This is a genomic window from Herbaspirillum sp. Her3 (assembly GCF_057961275.1).
The window spans coordinates 2,704,449-2,724,266 of record NZ_CM176328.1; the positions used below are offsets into that span (position 1 = coordinate 2,704,449).

Annotated in this window: 13 protein-coding genes; 8 read left to right on the forward strand and 5 right to left on the reverse strand. The window is 65.0% G+C overall.

Features of this window, described 5'->3' with window-relative positions:
* The first annotated feature begins 136 nt into the window (after positions 1-136).
* From glgB to treY, 5 genes are read left to right on the forward strand one after another with little or no spacing between them, the layout of a single operon-like run.
* The gene (gene glgB, locus ACVC5H_RS12410) at positions 137-2,542 is read left to right on the forward strand and encodes a 1,4-alpha-glucan branching protein GlgB (protein ID WP_489622580.1); all 2,406 of its coding nucleotides are present in this window, start codon (positions 137-139) and stop codon (positions 2,540-2,542) included.
* Complete coding sequence (gene glgX, locus ACVC5H_RS12415) at positions 2,539-4,809, forward strand: glycogen debranching protein GlgX (protein WP_489622581.1); 2,271 nt, start codon at positions 2,539-2,541, stop codon at positions 4,807-4,809. The genes glgB and glgX overlap by 4 nt, the downstream gene beginning before the upstream one ends.
* Positions 4,806-6,713, forward strand: a complete 1,908-nt coding sequence (treZ, locus tag ACVC5H_RS12420) for a malto-oligosyltrehalose trehalohydrolase (protein WP_489622582.1) — start codon at positions 4,806-4,808, stop codon at positions 6,711-6,713. The genes glgX and treZ overlap by 4 nt, the downstream gene beginning before the upstream one ends.
* Positions 6,710-8,941 carry a 4-alpha-glucanotransferase gene (malQ, locus tag ACVC5H_RS12425; RefSeq protein WP_489622583.1) on the forward strand — a complete coding sequence of 744 codons (2,232 nt, stop codon included), beginning with the start codon at positions 6,710-6,712 and terminating at the stop codon, positions 8,939-8,941. Before treZ ends, malQ begins: the two co-directional genes overlap by 4 nt.
* On the forward strand, positions 8,941-11,898 hold the full coding sequence (gene treY, locus ACVC5H_RS12430; RefSeq protein WP_489622584.1) for a malto-oligosyltrehalose synthase: 2,958 nt from the start codon (positions 8,941-8,943) through the stop codon (positions 11,896-11,898). Before malQ ends, treY begins: the two co-directional genes overlap by 1 nt.
* Here treY and ACVC5H_RS12435 read toward each other — a convergent pair.
* From ACVC5H_RS12435 to ACVC5H_RS12455, 5 genes are all read right to left on the reverse strand, one after another.
* Positions 11,891-12,424: a C39 family peptidase gene (locus tag ACVC5H_RS12435; protein ID WP_489622585.1), complete on the reverse strand. Its 534-nt coding sequence runs from the start codon at positions 12,422-12,424 to the stop codon at positions 11,891-11,893. The two genes, treY and ACVC5H_RS12435, sit on opposite strands and share 8 nt — an antisense overlap.
* Positions 12,425-12,516: 92 nt before the next feature.
* Complete coding sequence (locus ACVC5H_RS12440; protein ID WP_489622586.1) at positions 12,517-13,341, reverse strand: transporter; 825 nt, start codon at positions 13,339-13,341, stop codon at positions 12,517-12,519.
* Positions 13,342-13,812: 471 nt separating this feature from the next.
* Positions 13,813-14,208, reverse strand: a complete 396-nt coding sequence (locus ACVC5H_RS12445) for a hypothetical protein (RefSeq protein WP_489622587.1) — start codon at positions 14,206-14,208, stop codon at positions 13,813-13,815.
* 103 nt (positions 14,209-14,311) lie between these two features.
* On the reverse strand, positions 14,312-14,884 hold the full coding sequence (locus ACVC5H_RS12450; protein ID WP_489622588.1) for a hypothetical protein: 573 nt from the start codon (positions 14,882-14,884) through the stop codon (positions 14,312-14,314).
* Between the two features lie 56 nt (positions 14,885-14,940).
* The gene (locus ACVC5H_RS12455; RefSeq protein ID WP_489622589.1) at positions 14,941-15,225 is read right to left on the reverse strand and encodes a hypothetical protein; all 285 of its coding nucleotides are present in this window, start codon (positions 15,223-15,225) and stop codon (positions 14,941-14,943) included.
* A gap of 308 nt (positions 15,226-15,533) precedes the next feature.
* On the opposite strand from ACVC5H_RS12455, the gene pgi reads away from it, so the two are divergent.
* From pgi to ACVC5H_RS12470, 3 genes are all read left to right on the forward strand, one after another.
* Entirely contained in the window at positions 15,534-17,225 is a 1,692-nt protein-coding gene (gene pgi / locus ACVC5H_RS12460; protein ID WP_489622590.1) for a glucose-6-phosphate isomerase, read from the forward strand.
* A 36-nt stretch (positions 17,226-17,261) separates the two neighbouring features.
* Positions 17,262-17,804, forward strand: a complete 543-nt coding sequence (locus ACVC5H_RS12465; RefSeq protein ID WP_489622591.1) for a hypothetical protein — start codon at positions 17,262-17,264, stop codon at positions 17,802-17,804.
* A gap of 353 nt (positions 17,805-18,157) precedes the next feature.
* Positions 18,158-19,765 carry a sensor histidine kinase gene (locus ACVC5H_RS12470; RefSeq protein ID WP_489622592.1) on the forward strand — a complete coding sequence of 536 codons (1,608 nt, stop codon included), beginning with the start codon at positions 18,158-18,160 and terminating at the stop codon, positions 19,763-19,765.
* Positions 19,766-19,818 lie beyond the last annotated feature (53 nt).

The following is a 19,818-nucleotide window of genomic DNA, read 5'->3' on the forward strand; positions in this document are numbered from 1 at the left end:
TCCGATCCGATTCCCACCTTGTCCAGGCGGACAGGGCAGGGGAAGTGTTGGCCGGCGCGCCGCCCTCTGCGCGCCGTGTTGATTTGGCTGTTTTCCGATGTTTCGATCAACCCCGATAACAACAACAGGAGTGTGCATGTCCGGCATGTCTGTCACGGCGTACAGGGCTCCGACCGAGCCGATGGAGGCGTCTTCGGACGCCAGTTCCGCGCCCCCCACGCATTCCCCTCATCCCCTGGAACAAACCGCCTTGTCCCTTTCCTTTGAAGAGCAGGGCCTGCTGGAAGCCTTGCTGTCCGGCCGCCTGAGCCAGCCCTTCAGCCTGCTGGGTCCGCGCTATGCCAGCCAGTCCGGTGGCCTCTCTGCCATCCGCACCTTCCATCCCGGCGCAGCAGCCGTACGCGTGCGCTGCCGCCACAGCGGTGCGCTGCTGGGTGAGCTGCAGCAGTTCGAGCTGCATGGCCAGCCCAGCGGCTTCTTCAGTGGCATGGTCACCGGTCTGGACCAGGGCCGCCACGCGCTGCCCTACGTGCTGGAGGTGGACTGGCTGATCCCGGACGGCCAGCGCAGCGTGCAAAGCACCGAAGATCCTTACGCCTTCGGCCTGCTGCTCGGCGAACTGGACCTGCACCTGTTGCAGGAAGGCCGTCACCGCCAGCTGGCCGATTGCCTGGGCGCGCGTCCCATGGAGATCGATGGCGTACCCGGTACCCGCTTTGCGGTGTGGGCACCCAATGCCGAGCGCGTCTCGGTGGTGGGTGACTTCAACCAGTGGGACGGCCGCCGCCACGTCATGCGCCTGCGCCACGAATCGGGCGTGTGGGAGCTGTTCATCCCCCGCATCGGCCCCGGCGACGTCTACAAGTACGAGATCCTGGGGCGCAATGGCGTGCTGCTGCCGCTCAAGGCCGACCCGGTGGCGCGCGCCACTGAAGCCCCGCCGGCCACGGCTTCGGTCGTGGCCGACGCGCGTCCTTATCTCTGGCAAGACCAGCAATGGATGGCCGAGCGTGCGCAGCGCCAGTCGCTGTCGGCGCCGATGTCCATCTACGAACTGCATCCCGCCTCGTGGCGCCGCGTGCCGGAACAGGCCCACCGCAACCTGAGCTGGGATGAACTGGCCGACCAGTTGATTCCCTACGTGGCCGGCATGGGTTTTACCCATATCGAACTGATGCCGGTGATGGAGCACCCCTTTGGCGGTTCCTGGGGCTACCAGCCCATCAGCATGTTTGCGCCCAGCGCCCGCTTCGGCAAGCCGGAGCGCTTCGCCGCCTTCGTCGACCGCTGCCACCAGGCCGGCATCGGCGTGCTGCTGGACTGGGTGCCGGCACATTTTCCCAGCGACCAGCATGGCCTGGCGCAGTTTGACGGCACTGCCTTGTACGAGCATGCCGACCCGCGCGAGGGCTTCCACCAGGACTGGAATACGCTGATCTTCAACCTCGGCCGCAATGAGGTGCGCGGCTTCCTGATTGCCAGCGCGTTGGAGTGGATCGAGCATTTCCACGTCGATGGCCTGCGCGTGGATGCGGTGGCCTCGATGCTCTACCGCGACTACAGCCGCAAGTCCGGCGAATGGGTGCCCAACATCCATGGCGGGCGCGAGAACCTGGAGGCCGTGGCCTTCCTGCGTGAACTCAACACCGTGGTGGCCCAGCGCTGCCCGGGCGTATTGATGATCGCCGAGGAGTCGACCTCCTGGCCGGGCGTGACGGCCGAGGTCAGGGACCAGGCCGACCATCACGGCCTGGGCTTCAGCTACAAGTGGAACATGGGCTGGATGAACGACACCCTGCGCTACATGCAGCATGACCCGCTGTTCCGTCGTTATCACCATCACGACATGACATTCGGTTTGCTATATGGATTCTCGGAAAACTTCATCTTGCCGATATCGCACGATGAGGTGGTCCACGGCAAGCGCGCCCTGTTGAATAAAATGCCCGGCGACGAATGGCGGCGGTTTGCCAACCTGCGGGCCTATTACGGATTCATGTGGACGCATCCCGGCAAGAAGCTGCTCTTCATGGGCAGCGAGTTCGGCCAGCCTGACGAGTTCGATCACGACAAGTCCCCTTACTGGCACCTGCTCGACGAGCACGGCGGCCATCCCGCCGGCCATCGCCAGTTGCGCCAGCTGGTCAGCGACCTCAACCATCTCTATTGCAGCGAGCCAGCCTTGCACCAGCGAGATTGTCGCGCCGACGGCTTCTCCTGGGCGGTGGGCGACGATAGCGTCAATAGCGTGCTGGCGTATTTCCGCTATGCCGATGAGGGACCACCGGTGCTGATCGTGGTCAACCTCACGCCGGTACCGCGCACCAGCTACCGCGTCGGCGTGCCGCCGATTGCCCCCGGCCACAACGGCGTCTGGCGCGAAGTGCTCAACACCGATGCCGCCGTCTATGGCGGCAGCAACAGCGGCAACATGGGCCAGGTCGAGGTGCAGGAGTTCGGCTGGCACGGCCACCCGGCTTCCATCGAATTGAACCTGCCGCCGCTGTCCACCCTGATCCTGCGTAGAGAGTCCCAACGATGAGCGTCGCCTTTCCTGATCGCCTGATGCCAGGCCTGCCTTACCCGCTGGGCGCCAGTTCCGATGGCCTCGGGGTCAATTTCGCGGTGTTCTCGGCCAACGCGACCCGCATGGACCTCTGCCTGTTCGACCCGTCCGGCAAGCGCGAATTGAAGCGCATCACGCTACCCGAATGCACCGATGAAGTGTGGCACGGCTATCTGCCCGGCGCCGCACCGGGCTTGGTCTATGGTTTCCGCGCCCATGGTCCCTACGAGCCCAACAAGGGCCATCGCTTCAATCCCAACAAGCTGCTGCTGGACCCTTACGCCAGGCGCCTGGTCGGCCAGGTGCGCTGGACCGATGCGCTCTACGGCTACCGATTGCACTCGGCGCGCGCCGACCTGTCCTTCGACCGCCGCGACAGCGCCGCCGCCATGCCCAAGGCGATGGTCACCGATGACGCCTTCATGTGGGAACATGACCGCCTGCCGCAGGTGCCCTGGAACAAGACCGTCATCTACGAAGCCCACGTCAAGGGCATCTCCAGGATGCGCGAGGATCTGCTGCCACATGAGCGCGGCACCTTCGCTGCCTTGTCCGACCCGGCCTTCATCGACCACCTGCTGCGCCTGGGTGTGACCACGCTGGAACTGATGCCGGTGCATGCCTTCCTGCAGGACAGCTTCCTCATCGAACGCGGTCTCAGCAACTATTGGGGCTACAGTACGCTGGCCTATTTCGCGCCCGAGCCTTCCTACATGTCCACGGGCGATCCCAACGAGTTGCGCATGGCCGTGCGCCGCCTGCACAGCGCCGGCATCGAGGTGATCCTCGATGTGGTCTACAACCACACCAGTTGCGGCAGCGAGCTCGGGCCAACGCTGTCCTTCCGTGGCCTCGACAATGCCAGCTACTTCCGCCTGCTGCCCGGCCAGGAGCGTTACCACATCAACGACACCGGCTGCGGCAATACCCTGAACCTGTCGCATCCGCGTGTGCTGCAGATGGTGCTGGATTCGCTGCGCTACTGGGCGCAGTCCTTCCACATCGACGGCTTCCGCTTCGATCTGGGGTCGACGCTGGGGCGCGAGCCGCACGGCTTCGATCCGGGCTCCGGCTTCTTCGATGCGCTGTTGCAGGACCCGGTGCTGTCGCGCCTGAAGCTCATCTCCGAACCCTGGGACATCGGCCCCGGCGGATACCAGCTTGGTAACCACCCGGCGCGCTTTGGCGAATGGAACGACAAGTTCCGCGACGACATGCGCAAGTTCTGGAAGGGTGACGAAGCCATGCGCGGCGGTTTCGCCCAGCGCATGCTGGGCTCGGCCGAACTGTTCGAGCACAACCGCCGCAAGCCCTGGGCCAGCGTCAACTTCATCGCCTCGCATGACGGTTTCACCCTGCGTGATCTGGTCAGCTACAACGGCAAGCACAACGAGGCCAACGGAGAGAACAACAACGACGGTCACAACGACAACGCCAGCTACAACTGGGGTGCCGAAGGCGAGACCGATGATCCCGACATCCAGGCCACCCGCGCCTGTGTGCAGCGTTCCATGCTGGCCTCTACGCTGCTGGCGCAGGGCACCCCCATGCTGCTGGCCGGGGACGAATTCCATCGCAGCCAGGGCGGCAACAACAATGCCTACTGCCAGGACAACGAGATTTCGTGGATCAACTGGGAGCAGGCCCGTTCCCCCGAAGGCGCGGCGCTGACCGCCTTTGTCGGCCGCGTGACCGCCATCCGGCGTGACTTTGAAGTGCTGCGCGCCAGCTACTTCCTGCATGGCAACCAGATGGTGGCCGATGGCTTGCCCGACGTGGCCTGGTTCGACGAAGCGGCCCAGCCGGTCTCCAGCGAAGACTGGAACAACCCGGTGGCGCGCGCCATTACCCTGCAACTGGCCGGCAGGCGCCTGGAGCCGCACAAGCAACTGAGTTCGCGCCTGCACGACGCTGCCAATGCGGCGGGGGGCGATGGTCCGGGCGAGGCGCAGGAAGTCCCGCCTGACGTGCTGATGATCTTCGTCAACGCGGGTCACGAGCCCATCGAGTTCAACTTCCCCCGTACCGAAGGGGAGTACTTCCTCCTGCTCGACTGTGCGCAGCCTACCGGCATGCCGGAAGGAGAGGGCTCCCGGACCAAGGTGGATGGCAGTGCCACCGTGCAGGTCCAGGCCCACACCCTGCAGGTGTTTGCCAACCGGCCCCTGCACCTGTCCTCGGCCATCTATCCGCTGGCCGCCAATGAATGGATACAACGCAACGAATGGGGAGAACGCGCATGACGGCCCGCTTTTCCGTGAAGCTGCCCTTTGGCGCCCAGGTGACCGCGCCCGGCCAGGTGCGCTTTCGCGTCTGGGCACCCGGTGCCGAGGCCGTGGCCGTGGAGATCACCGGACGCGGCCGGGTGCCGATGACGGTCGAGGATCCCGCATCCCCGGCCTGGTACGCGCTGGAAACCGACTGCGAGCCCGGCACCCTTTACCGCTATGTCTTCCAGACCCGGGAACAAGGCGAGGTCGTCGCGCCGGACCCGGCTTCGCGCGGTCAGGCTGGTGACGTCTTCGATCCCAGCGTGGTGGTGGATGGGGAATCCTTCCTGTGGCAGTACCCGCAATGGCAGGGCCGCCCCTGGGAAGAAACGGTGCTCTACGAATTGCATCCCGGCGCATTGGGCGGCTTTGCGGGCATCCAGCAGCGCCTGGTGGAACTGGCCGAGCTGGGCATCACCGCCATCGAACTGATGCCGGTGGCCGAATTCCCCGGCGCCCACAACTGGGGTTACGACGGCGTGCTACCGTTCGCGCCTGATGCCAGCTATGGCACCCCGGAGCAGCTCAAGTCACTCATCGATACCGCCCACGGGCTGGGGATGATGGTCTTCCTCGATGTGGTCTACAACCACTTCGGCCCGGACGGCAATTACCTGCACAGCTACGCGCCGGAATTCTTCCGTCACGACATGAACACCCTGTGGGGCGCTACCATCGATTTCCGCCGTCCCGAGGTCGCGGATTTCTTCACCCAGAACGCGCTGTACTGGCTGCAGGAATATCGCTTCGACGGCCTGCGTTTGGATGCGGTCCACGCCATCTGCGAACAGGACTGGCTGGTCGCACTGGGCCAGCGTATCCGCGCCGAGATCGGTAGCGAAAGGCATGTCCACCTGGTGCTGGAGCACGACGGCAACGCCGCGCACCTGCTGGGCTACACCGCTGCCATCGAAGCCGAAGCAGAGGTGGCCGAGATCGGCCAGGTGCGCGAGCGTTCCAGCCACGTCTACGATGCGCAATGGAACGATGACGCGCACCACGTCCTGCACGTGCTGCTGACCGGCGAGGATAGCGGCTACTATGGCGCCTATGCCGAGGCACCGGCCGAGAAGCTGGCGCGCTGCCTGCAGCAGGGCTTCGTCTATCAGGGAGAGGTCTCGCCGTATTCGGGTGAGCCGCGCGGCGAACCCAGCGCCGATTTGCCGACTACGGCCTTCGTCAACTTCCTGCAGAACCATGACCAGATCGGCAATCGCGCCTTCGGCGAACGCCTCACGGTGCTGGCCCATCCGCTCGCCCTGCATGCGGCGCAGGCGCTGATCCTGCTGGCGCCGCAGGTGCCGATGCTGTTCATGGGCGAGGAGTTCTGCGCGGTACAGCCTTTCCTGTATTTCACCAGCCATCGCGACGAAGAACTGGTCAAGGCGGTGCGCGAGGGGCGCCGCCGCGAGTTTGCGCGCTTCCCGCAATTTGCCGATCCCAAGCTGCTGGAGCAGATTCCGGATCCCAACAGTTTTGCCACCTTCGTGTCGTCCATTCCGGAGCCCGGCCCGGCGCCCGGTTCGGCCGCCTGCCTGCGCCGCGTGACCGAACTGCTGCACATCCGCAAGCTGCATATCGCCCCCTACCTGCGCGGTGCCAGGGCACTGGAAGCGCGCGCCATCGGTCCCAAGGCCGTGCATGCGCGTTGGCAACTGGCCAATGGCAGCGTGCTCAACATCACCGTCAATCTCGATGAGGCCCTCCTGCAGGAGGCACTGGAAGACCTGGCCCAGCCGGCCGGGGCTGACGTGCTCTTCGACAGTGGTGGCGCACTCGATGCGCTGGCCAGCGGCAGCTTCCCCGGCCATGCCGTGCTGGCGCTGCGGGAGCCACCGGCCGAAGCGGCCGAGGCCGGGGCGGGGAGGGCAGCATGAGCGCCGCCCTGCGCCAGCCCGCCGCAATGCCTGCCGCTGACAATGATTTATATCGTTTGGCCGAACGCGCCGGCATCGCCGTCCACTGGATTGATGCCTACGACCAGCCCCGGGTAGTGCAGGACGAAGCGCTGCGCGCCATCCTCGCCGCGCTGGGCCTGCCCTGTGAATCGGCGCAGCAGTGTCGCCACAGCCTGGCCCAGCTCGACCGCGAGCATGCGGTGGGTTATCTGCCGCCGCTGCTGACCGGCGTCCAACACCAGCGCGTGCTGCTGCCGGCGCACTCCCGGCTGCACGGCTTGTCCTGCCGCGTCGAACTGGACAATGGCGCCAGGCTGACACTGCTGATTTCTTCCGATGTGAACCAGCCGCCGAGCCTGCCGCCCATCGACGTGCCCGGCTATCACCGCCTGCTGGTGGCCGGCCACATCCTGACCCTGGCCATTGCGCCGCCACGCTGCTACACCATTGCCGACGCCCTGGCCGGACAAGGCTGCGAGCGCGGCTGGGCGCTGGCCGCGCAAGTCTATGGCCTGCGCAGCGACAGCCTGAAGCAAGCGCGCAAGCTCTACGGCGATGGCGGCATCGGTCATTTCGGCGCGCTGGCGGCGCTGGCACCGATGGTGGCGGAGTATGGCGCTGCGGGCCTGGCGATGTCGCCGGTGCATGCGATGTTTGCGGCCGATCCGGGGCGCAGCAGTCCTTATTCGCCCTCCAGCCGCCTGTTTCTCAATCCTTTCCTGATCGACCCCGCCGGCATTCTGGGTGCCGATGCCCAGGCCCAGGTGCTGGCCGAGGGCGGCTCCGAAATGATCGCCGCCCATGAACGGCTGCAACAGGCCAGCCTGGTGGACTGGGCGCGTGGGGGGGCGCATCGCATGACGCTGCTGCGTCGCCTGTACGCCCTGTTCCGCACGGAACATGCGGGTGACACGGCGCTGTTGGCGTCGTTCGCGGCCTTCCAGATGGAAGGCGGCCAGGCCTTGCGCGCCCATGCCCTGTTCGAGGCTTACAGCCACCATCTGAGCAGTCAGGGCGACCCCGGCTGTTGCGACTGGCGCCAATGGGGCGAGGCCGGCCGCCATCCGGAGACGCCCGAGATGCAGGCCTTTGCGGCCGGGCATGCCGGAGAAATCGATTTCCACCTGTTCCTGCAATGGCAGGCTGCGCGCCAGTTGTCACAGGCCCAGCAAAGCGCGCGCGCGGCCGGCATGTCCATCGGCCTCATCGCTGATCTGGCGGTGGGCGCTGACAATGGCGGCAGCCAGGCCTGGAGCCATCAGGACGAGATCGCTGCCGGCCTGACGGTAGGCGCGCCACCGGATCTGCTCGCCCCGCAGGGCCAGAACTGGGGCTTGGGCGCCTTTTCTCCGCTGGCGCTGCGGCGCACCGGCTATCGCGGTTATCTCGCCATGCTGCGCGCCACCTTCGCCCAGGGGGGCGGCGTGCGCATCGATCACGTGCTGGGCCTGAATCGCCTGTGGCTGGTGCCGCAGGGGTGTGCAGCCGATGCCGGGGCCTACGTGGCCTACCCGCAGCAGGACATGCTGCGCCTGATCGCGCTGGAGTCCTGGCGCCATCGCACGGTGGTCATCGGCGAGGACCTGGGTACGGTCCCGCCCGGTTTCGACACGGTGCTGGAGGAGGCCGGCGTGTCAGGCATTCGTGTGCTCTGGTTCGAGCGCGACAAGAAGGGTTTCCGTCCCCCCTCGGCCTGGTCGCGCCAGGCCATTGCCGTGACGACGACCCATGATTTGCCGACCGTTGCGGGATGGTGGTCCGGCGCCGACCTGGCCTGGCGTGAGCGCCTGGGCCAGCTGGATCAAGGATTGCCGGCCGCGCTGGAACAGCGCCGGCAGGAGCGCAGCCTGCTCTGGCAGAGCCTGGTGCAGCACGGCTGGGCCAGCGGCCCGTTGCCGGAGGTGGCCTGCGCTGTGGCCGAGGTGGTGGACGACTCCACGGTGCCGGCCGCGCTGGAGGATTGCGCCATCGCCGTCGATGCCGCGCTGGAATATGTCGCTGCCACGCCCGCACCGCTGGCCGTGGTGCCGGTGGAAGACATCCTCGGCCTGACCCAGCAACCCAATCTGCCCGGTGTGACCGAGCCCCATCCCAACTGGCGCCGCCGCCTGCCCGAGGACATGCCGCAGCTCTTTGCCGCCTATGCCGCCAAGGCCAGGCTGGAACGCCTGCGCCGTGTGCGCGGCGGCCCCTCCAAGGAGATCTGATGCCAGCCTCTTCCGTATCCTCACCATCCCCGCCGCGCAGTGGCATCCCGCGCGCTACTGCGCGGCTGCAACTGCACCGCGACTTCGGTTTCGAGCAGGCTGCCCAGACGGTGGACTACTACCATCGCCTGGGTATCAGCCACTTCTACCTCTCGCCCATCCTGGTGGCGCGTCCTGGTTCCACCCACGGCTATGACGTGGTGGATGCCACCCGGATCAATCCCGAACTCGGCGGCGAAGCGGGGCTGCGCCATCTGCACCAGCGTCTGCGTGCGCAAGGCATGGGCCTGGTGGTGGACATCGTGCCCAACCATATGGCGGTCGGCCATCACAATGCCTGGTGGCAGGACGTCTTGCGCTGGGGCCGCCACAGCCGCCATGCCGAGTGGTTCGACATTCATTGGGACAGTCCCGATCCGGCGCTCAACGGCAAGGTGCTGCTGCCTTTCCTCGGCCAGCCCTATGCGGAGGCGCTGGAGGCGGGCGAGCTGATCCTGCGTGTTGACGCTGAGCAGGGCGAGTTGCAGGTGGCGCACTACGACAACCGCTTTCCGCTGTCACCCTCGGATTACGCCGCCGTCCTGGAGACGGCCGGCAGTGCGCGCCTGGGCGAGGTGATCGCAGCCTTTGCCGCGCTCGATCCGGCGCATGCCGACAAGGACCGCCTGGCCACCGAAGCCCGTGCGCAATTGCAGGCCCTGGCCGCCGACCCCGATGCACTGGCCGACATCGACGCAGCGCTCGCGGCCTTCTCGGCCAGCCAGCCACACGGCCGCAGCGCCATGCACCAATTGCTGGAGCGCCAGCATTACCGCCTGGCCTACTGGCGCAATGCGGCCGACGAGATCAACTGGCGCCGCTTCTTCGAGGTGAGTGAACTGGTGGGCATGCGGGTGGAGCGCGAAGACGTCTTCGAAGCCATGCATGCCGGGATCTTCCGTCTCTATGCCGAGGGCATCATCGATGGCTTGCGGCTGGACCACATTGATGGCCTCACCGATCCCGCCGCTTATTGCCTGCGCCTGCGTGAGCGCCTGCGCGTTTTGCGCCCCGACCATGAACCCTACCTCATCGCCGAGAAGATCCTGGCCGGCGACGAGACCCTGCCGCCCGGCTGGCAGCTCGACGGCACCACCGGCTACGAGTTCATGGACCAGTGCGCCGCCGTCCTGCACGACAGCGAAGGCGAACCGGTGCTCGACGAGCTCTGGCGCGACATCGTGGCAGAACTGCCCGTCACCGCCGATCAGCTGCAAAGCCACGGACCGGGCGAGCTGTGCCATTTCCCGACCATCGTGCAAGAAGCGCGGCGCAGCTTCCTGGTGCGCAATTTCGCCGCTGAATTCAATGCGCTCACGCTCTGTCTGCACCAGCTCGCGCGCAGTGCGACGCAGACCCGCGATATCACGCTCATGTCGATCCGCCGCGCGGTGGCCGAGTTGCTGGTGCATTTCCCGGTTTATCGCACCTACGCCAGCGAGCAGGGCATGCCGGCGCAGGAGCGCGAGCTGCTGGCGCGCACCGTGCAGAAGGCTGCGACGACCCTGCACGCAGCCGACCACGCGACGCTGCACGTAGTGGAGGGCTGGCTGGGCGGCGACCTGCTGCTCGACAGCCGCGATGCACACCGCCGCGCCTTGCAACTGCGGGCCATTGCGCGCTTCCAGCAACTGACGCCGCCGCTGACGGCCAAATCGATGGAAGACACTGCCTTCTATCGCTACGGACGCCTGCTTTCGCGCAACGAGGTCGGCGCCGAGCCTGCGCACCTGGCGCTCTCGGTGGCACATTTCCACCAGCTGGCGGCGCGCCGCGCCGGGCAGACGCCGGCCAGCCTGCTGGCCACCGGCACCCACGACCACAAGCGCGGCGAGGATGCCCGCATGCGCCTGGCCGCGCTCTCCGAGATCGCCGAGGAGTGGGCTACCGTGCTGCGTCACTGGCATCAGTTGAACGCCCCCATCGTGGCGGCCACGGCGGGTGAGCAGTGCGGCATCGATGCCGCCGACGAATGCATGCTGTACCAGACCCTGGTCGGTGCATGGCCGGACGGCATGCATGCCGGCGACGATGATCTGAGTGCCCTGGGCGAACTGGCCGAACGCGTCATCGCCTGGCAGCGCAAGGCCTTGCGCGAAGCCAAGCGCCGCAGCGACTGGGTGGTGCCGCAGACCGACTATGAGGCTGCCTGCGAGCGGTTCACCCGTGCGCTGCTGTGTGATCCGGGACTCGATCCGCATCATCATCCCTTCCTCACCGAACTGGAGGGCTTTGTACGCCGCCTGGCGCCGCTGGGCGCGGTCAACAGCCTGTCGCAAACCATGCTCAAGCTGACCTCGCCGGGCGTACCCGATTTCTACCAAGGCAGCGAATTATGGGACTTGAGCATGGTGGATCCAGACAACCGGCGGCCGGTCGATTTCGCCCTGCGGGAGCGGCTCCTTGCCGATGCCGTCAACCGGCCGGTCTCCTTGCGCGACTGGCAGAGCGGTGGCACCAAGCAGCAACTGATCCATGCGGTGCTGCAGTACCGGCGCCAGCATGCGGACCTGTTCGCATACGGCCGTTACTTGCCGCTGAGCACGCACGGCAAGTTGGCGCGCCACGTGATCGCCTTTGCCAGGCTGATGCCGGGCCAACAGGAGGACCAGAGCGACTGGCATGCGACCGTGGTGGTCTGCACGCGCCTGGCGGGCCATCTGCTGTCCTTCGAGGGACGTTGCGAAGAAGCCTTGCCGCTGGTCTCTGACGAAGCATGGGGCGACACCCGTATCAGCCTGTCGCAGGTACTTTCACACGCCGGCAGCGAGATGCGGCACTGGCGCAGCGTGCTCACCACTGGCCAGGGCGAACTGGAAGAATGCGCCATGCCGGAAGGCGAGCGTGGCGGCAGCATCGCCGTGGCCGAGATCCTGGGCAGTCTGCCGGTGGAATTGCTGACGCTGCATCTCAGTTGAGCGGGAGGTGGTGCAGCGCCCTGACGGTTTCCTGTTCGGGGGCCACCGCGTTGCCAGACGCCGGGGCCAGCGCATGGGAAGAGGGCAGGCCGAACTGTTCGCGGCCGACGACCAGGGTTTCTCCACGCCATTGCTGGGCGAGCTCATGCAAGGGCAGGCGAACGTGGCCGCGCACGGCGTCGGCCAGCAGGGCGCGCCCCTGGACGATTCCCTTGAGCACAACGAAATGCTTGAGTTCGTCCCGATACAGCAGGACGATGACCGGCCCTTTCAGCCGCATGGCCTGCTCCATGGTCAGACGCACGCCAGTTGCGGCATAGCCCATCCGCTGCGCGGACTGTTTCAGGTCCAGCATCGAGAAGCCGTGCTTGATGCGGTCAGCCAGTTCAGGCTTGGGCAGACGGGTGATGATGTCAGCCAGTACGTCCTGCTCCTCCAGCGGATGGCCGAAGTACAGCCTTAGCAGGATCGCCAGCGCGGCGGCGCCGCAGGAATAGTCCAGGGTCTGTCGCTCAATCTCCTGCATCTGTAGCTGCCGCATCGATTTCAGCCCTGCCGGTGCCGCGCGGGGCGCTGCCCTCGGCCACAGCACCAAAAGTCCGAGCAGGGTCCGGCGTTTCATTCGAAGCGCCGGTTCATGCGCAGGCTGACATAGGCCGGTCCGGCTTCGTCATTGAGTCCGAAGCTCACCTGGGGCGAGATCGTCCATTGCTCGAAGGCGCGGTAAGACGCTGAGAGCGACAAGTCCAGAGGGTCTTTGCCCGAACCTGCGATGGTCTGCCCATCTACGCGCAGATTGCGGTAATGCGAGAACGACACCCGCGTGCCCACGGACAGCTTGTCGTTGAGCGCAAGGCCCAGCCCGAGGTAACCCGCAAGACCTGCGCCAGGCTGCACCCGATAGGCATCGATCCGGCGTTCGAGGGACCAGCGATAGTTGAGCCCGCCGAAGAGCATGGCCGGATCGCTGCTGCGTACGAAGGCGATGCCGGGCGCAAGGCTCCAGTGGCCCGAGCCGTTGCTGAGCGGATCGCGCCAGGTTTCTTCGGGCGGGTAATAGCGTTTTTTTCCGGTCGGTGCAGAAAACGTCATCGTCAGCGACACGGCCGGCCATTGCGCAGTTTCCCGCAGCCACTGGTATTGCAGGCCGGCACTGATGTCACCGAGAGCCCACTGACTGGCGCTGCGTACGTATTCGTTGGTGGAAACCTGTTCTATACCGGTGTGGGTCAGCGGCAGCGACAGCCAGGCTTCCACATCGTGCGCCAAGCCGGCGCGCAGCGTGGTAGCCCATTCCAGCTGCGTGGAATTCTGTGCCGACATCTGGAAGTAGCCTACGTTCATCAGCGAGTGACTGGTACGGGCCTGCTTGTACTGCAGGGCCCACTCCAGTTCCAGCTTGCCGGGCGCCAGCAGGACCGTGGAACCTGCGAGGAAATCCAAGGGGGGCTTGTTGACTGCTGTCGTTGCCGATCCCGGGTTCGCGCGCTTTGACGTTTTCCGCACCATCGCGTTTCTTGTCATCGAAAAGGCGGGTCATGGCGGTGATGCTGTCGCTGGCAATGTCGGCCCGGCCGAAACTGCCCGACTCCAGCACCGTACTGCCGCCCGGCGTGTGCAGCAGGCGTCCGCTGGCGATGTCGCCGTTGGCAAACGTGATGCGATGGCGCTCATCGGTGCTGAGTCCGGCCAGGTCGTTGGCCTGCACGCTGACCGGAACACCGTAACGCGTCTTGAACAGGCACAGGCCATCCTGGAAGGAAATCAGTTGGCCGGAGAGGATGTCGCCGGACTTGGTGTAGATCGTATCGGCTTGCACCGGCGGAGTCGCCGCAAGGCTCAGGAGGAGCATGCTTGCAAGTTTGCCCGTTACCTGTGGTTGCGTGTGAAATGGCCTCATGATGGGGCGAGGCTCTACCAGAAAAATCTATTGATTGGACGGTTCCAGCTTGCGTCGCGGAACCCTTCCGGCCGAAGTGTCCCGTTCTTGGCCACTTCTTGCAAATGACGCTCGATGACCACTGCATTCATTCGCCGCCATTCATAAGGATTGCTGTACCTGTCGGCGAGCCAGATGTCGCCGACGGTATCGTAGGGTTGGCCCTTGAAGTTAATTCGCTGCTTGGACTGAGGGCTGTAGCTGAAGCCGATATAGCGGTAGGAGGCGTAGTCGGCAAAGCTGCCGAATTTCTTATAGGTCACCTGGTGTTCTTTGATGCCCATCGTGACGCTCGGGGGGACGATGTTTTGTATTCTTTGCAGGGCCGTCCCTTTGATGCGTATAAGTTCATCGTCTTGGAGCAATTGCACCGCGATTTCATCGGAGCGGAGTGCGTCGAGGATCGGATTGACTGCCTGTGCGCTGCAGGCGCGGCCACCACTGTCAGGCACAGTTGGATTGACGGGAGATATTTCATGATTTGTCTCCTTGAATGTTGAGAGTAGAGTGTTTGGGGGCCATTCCCATCTTTGTAAGCAATTTCATCATCACAGGATCGGCTGCAAGCCGCCGTTCGTATTCCTGACGAAAGAACTCGCTGGAGACCGGATCGGCGATGAAGGCGTCGTAGGCCGGTTTGCCATCTTCCAGCCCAAAGTCGGACATCATTTGTACCAAGTGCCGACTGAGGGCCGGAAAATATTGTTGCTGCTCGCCTTCGGAAAGGACGTTGAAGCGCGCATTGATTCTGTCCATTTCCAACGCGCTGGTTCCCACTGGCACGCTCTCTGGCAGATAGTCTGCATACCAAACGGGAATGGCATACCAGTCGGTAGCGCTTGCAGTCTTGGATTGTTCCTTCAAGTCGCTTTCACGGCTTTTGATGTGGCCTTCCCGGGAAATCGCTACCCTCGATGAATCCGAAACACGTTCCCCGCCGGCGTCCGCCGCAGGCACAGCGTCTGCGGCTACCTGGCTGCGAATGGCTGAAGGAGAGGCGGCCGCGCTCACTCGGCCCGCGCCTGGCGAAATGGCATCTACTGTCATGATGACTCCCTGTGGTTGATTGACGCTGTCCGTTGGCGTGAACGACGGCATTGCCATCAGCGGCGCTGCAGATATTTCGCCGTCGCATCGGCCACGGCGAGAAACCGGTCTACCGTGAGCCCCTTGTACTGTTCGGGACGCCGGGCGCGGGCAGTGGACGCCGCTGTTGCGCTGGACGGAGCAGCGGCCTTGGGTACCCCTTGCTGTGACTGCGTGACGGGCACAACGAACTTCGGTTTCGCCCCGCGCGCCTCCGCCTGCGTCAGGCTACGGTCGACCTTCACGCTTTTGCCCGGTTTGTTCACGTTGGTCTGCCGACTCGTCACGGCGACTGGTTGCATTCTCATTCTTGCCTCCTCACGTCGATGCTTCATTGACCCGGTGAGCCGCAGCATATAGAGAATTTTTAGAAATTGGCTGACCAATTCTGACCTGCCGGATATCCCGGAAAGCCGCTAGCGTAAAGGCTTTGCGGGCGGAGGCGGTGATTCCTGACTGGCGCCCGTCAGATCTGCTTTCCCCTTTTCCTACACGCAAATATCCCGCCGTCCGATGTCGGCAAACGCTGCCGCGCCACTAACATGGCGCGATACCGGCATGTCGTCCGGCACTTCGCGGGGCCGTGCCGTCTTGCTACAAGGAGTTGCGCATGACCAAGTTGCCCGCCGCCGACCTGCAGTTGCCGCTGTTCACCTATGGCCAGCGTCAGTCGCTGACCGAGAAGAGTGCCTGGATCGCCCTGCAGGAACACCATCAATACAGCGCCCGCCACTTCAGGCTGGAGCGGCTTTTCGCGGCCGACGACAAGCGCGGCGAAACCCTGGTGGCCGAAGCCGTCGGCCTCTATCTTGACTATTCCAAGAACCTGGTCACCACCGAGACCATGGGCCTGCTCATGCAGCTGGCGCGCCAGTGCGACCTGCCGGACCGAATCGAAGCCATGTTTCGCGCAGAGCCCATCAACGTCACCGAACACCGCCCCGCATTGCATACCGCCTTGCGCATGCCTGCCCATGAGCGGCTGGTGGTAGAGGGCGAAGACGTGATCGCCCAGGTCCAGCAGGTGCTGGGGCGCATGGAAGCCTTTGCCGAACAGGTGCGCAGCGGCGAGTGGACAGGCCATACCGGGCGCCGCATTCGCCACGTGGTCAATATCGGCATCGGCGGTTCCGACCTCGGCCCGATGATGGCGTACGAGGCGCTGCGCCCCTATGGCCAGCGCGACCTGGACCTTCACTTCCTGTCAGACGTGGACGGCGCAGCCCTGCTGGAAACCGTGCGCACCCTGCAGGCCGAGGAGACGCTTTTCATCGTCTGCTCCAAAACCTTCACCACGCTCGAAACCACCACCAATGCGCAGGCGGCACGCCAATGGCTCGTGCAGCAACTGGGCGATGATGCCGCCGTGGCGCGCCACTTCGTGGCCGTGACCACCAACATCGACGAAGCCAGCCGTTTCGGTATCGATCCGCAGAACATGTTCGGTTTCTGGGATTGGGTCGGCGGGCGTTATTCGATGACCAGCGCCATCGGGCTCTCCACCATGATTGCCATCGGGCCGGTGCATTTCCGCCAGATGCTGGCGGGCTTCCATGCCATGGACGAGCACTTCCGTACCGCGCCGCTGGAGGCCAACCTGCCGGTCATCCTCGGCATGCTGACGGTGTGGTATGCCAACTTCTTCGGCGTGGCCAGCCAGGCGGTACTGCCCTACAGCCAATATCTCAGGCGCCTGCCGGCCTACCTGCAGCAGCTGACCATGGAAAGCAATGGCAAGCAGGTCACCCTGCAGGGCGATGCCGTGGACTACGCGACCTCGCCCGTGTATTGGGGCGACAATGGCATCAATGGCCAGCATTCCTTCTACCAGCTGCTGCACCAGGGCACGCACATGGTGCCGTGCGACTTCATCGGCTTTTGCCGGCCGGCCGAAGCGCTGGGCCAGCACCACGCCCTGCTGATGGCCAACATGTTTGCGCAGGCCGAAGCGCTGGCCTTTGGCAAGAGTGCGCAGCGCGTGCGGGAAGAAGGCACGTCCGAAGCGTTGACGCCGCATCGGGTCTTCCCCGGCAACCGTCCCAGCAACAGCCTGCTGCTCGACAAGCTGACGCCCTACAGCCTCGGCACACTGGTGGCCTTGTATGAGCACAGTGTCTTTACCCAGGGCGTGATCTGGAACATCGATTCCTTCGACCAATGGGGTGTGGAGCTGGGCAAGCAGTTGGCCAAGCGCACCGCGCGCCAGTTGCTGGACCCCGCCGAACCGCTGCATCACGACAGTTCCACCAACGCCCTGATCCGCCGCTATCGTGCAGCGGAGCAGGTCCCAGAGGACCGATAGGCGCGGCGCCCCGCGGGCGCCTGTGCAGGAGACACCATGAGCACCATCATTGCTGCCCGTTTCGATCTGCAGGAGGAGGCTGCGCATGCGGTCTCGGTGCTGGAAGAAGCGGGCTTCGCCCGCGCGCGCATCAGCACTTTCTTCGTCAACCCGGCGGGCCAGCATGACCGCTTTGCCGTCGGTGGTGACCGCGACAAATCTCCCGGCGCCGAAGACACTGACCGCGGGGCTGCCGCTGGCGTGGCCGCTGGTGCGGGAGCGGGTGCCGCAGCGGGATTGGCCACGGCGCCCGTGACCGGTCCGCTAGGTCCGGCCCTCGGCGGATTGGTGGGCGGCCATCTGGGTGGACTGGTCGGCAGCCTCGCCGCAACCGATGATGATCCCTTGCCCCGGCGCGTGGCGGGCATGTTGGTGGCCGTTGCCGTGGGCGATCCGCAGCAGGAGAGGGAAGCGATCCGCCTGCTGCAAGCACTGGAGAGTGCTGATCTGGAGCGTGGCGAGGGGACCATCCGTGAAGGCGACTGGATCGACTTCGATCCCCTGTCGATACCGCAGCCAGTAGGCGACCTGGCCGGTTAGCCCATGCGCGAGACGAGGCGGCTCGCCCGCCTTTGCATCTTGCTTACCCCTTCGGCCATGCCGCCGCGCTCGGTTCCGGGTGCTTGCCACGGCTCGCGCGTGCGGGCATATTGTGAGTTTATAATCGTGCGTAATAATTGATTACCAGAAACGCACACCTCCGGTCCGCAGCTCAGGACCGCAAGCACTCAGGGATGCGCAGGAAAAACAAGAAGGAAATGCCAAGGGGGCGCACTGCAGATCCAGCCCGTTGACGTCTGATATATCGGCTGCGCCGCCGGGCGCAGGTGTGACGCAAGGGCCTGATCGGCGGCTTTGCACCGTAAGAATGATGATGAAGCGGGCGAACGCAGATGAGATTGCTGACCAAGGGCTTGCTGATCGTTGCCATACCAAGCCTGTTTGAAGTACTGCTGCTGGGAGCGCTGTTCAAATCGCAGGCCGACGCCGAGGAGGCCGAGCGCTGGGCCTCGCATTCCCTGCAGGTCATGAACAAGGCCGCCGAGCTGCGCGAACCCATGTTGCTGGAGGCGGCACGGATACGTAACGCCGTTCTGCTGGACCAGCCCGATACCTTGAACCGCAGCGACATCTGGGGTGACGTCGAGGTCAAGGCCGGTGAACTGGCGCGCCTGGTCTCCGACAATGCCGCGCAAAGCACCACCATGCGCGAGGTGCACGAATCCATTGCGCGCTACCGCAACTGGGACGACAGTGCCCGCGAGCGCTTGATGCGTGGTCAGCGCGACGATCTGATCCGCCAGTTGCGCGATGAGCAGGGGCCGCACCGGCTCTCCGAATTCCTCAAGCAGATGGACCGTTTCGTGGACGAAGAGCGGCGCCTGGGCAACGAGCGCAGCGAGCGGCTGCAAGAGGCACGCCGTTCGCAGACCTGGTGGCTGATCCTGGCGGTGCTGGGCTCCATCGTCACGGCCGCCTTGGCCTCGCTGGCCTTTACCCGCAACATTGGCCGCCGCATCGGCATATTGATCGACAATGCCCGCCACTTGTCCGATGGCCAGCCAATGGCCGCGCGGGTGGGCGGCAATGATGAAATCTGCCTGCTCGACGATGCCCTGCATCGCAGCAGCGAGCGCCTGGCCGAAGCCGCCCGCCAGGCCAAGGGCTATCGCGAGGAACTGGAGCAGCGCGCGCGCGAACTGGCCGAGGTCAACAGCGACTTGCGCCAGCAGACCCAGGACAACGAGATGTTCATCTACAGCGTCTCGCATGACCTGCGCTCGCCACTGGTCAACCTGCAGGGCTTCAGCAAGGAGATCACCCATGCCACGCGCGATCTGCTGGACGAAGTGGATCGCCTGGCCTTGCCCGAGCCCGACCGCCAGCGCCTGCGCGCTCTGGTGGAGGAGGACATCCATACCTCGCTGCGCTTCATCCAGAATGCGGTGACGCGCTCGGCGGGCATCATCGATGCCATGCTGCGCCTGTCCCGTGCAGGCAGGGTGGAGTACCAGCCGGTGATGCTGGACATGCACGCGATTGCCCAGCGCATCGTCGCCGCCATGAGCGGCAGCATCCGTGCCAAGGAGGCGCAGGTGGACATCCAGCCCAACCTCCCGCCGGCCTATGGCGACCCGGTATCGGTGGAGCAGGTGCTGGGCAATCTGGTGGGCAACGCCGTCAATTACCTCGACCCCTCCCGCCCGGGCCGGATCACCATCGGCTATCTGCACCGGCAGGCCGATAGCGTAGTGGCCGCGCCCAGCCTGGTCACCTACTTCGTGCGCGACAACGGCCTGGGGATCCCGGCCGCCTACATGGACAAGATGTTCATCGCCTTCCAGCGCCTGCACGGCAACGCCGCCAAGGGCGAGGGTATCGGGCTGGCGCTGGTCAAGCGGGTCGTGGAGCGGCATGGCGGGCGCATCTGGGTGGAGTCGGTGGAGGGGCAGGGCAGCTGCTTCTACGTCGCCTTGCCAGCCCGCCCGCCGGTGGTGTGAGGGTGGCCGACGGCGAAGAGATCAACCAAGAGAGATCCACCAACGGACAAGGA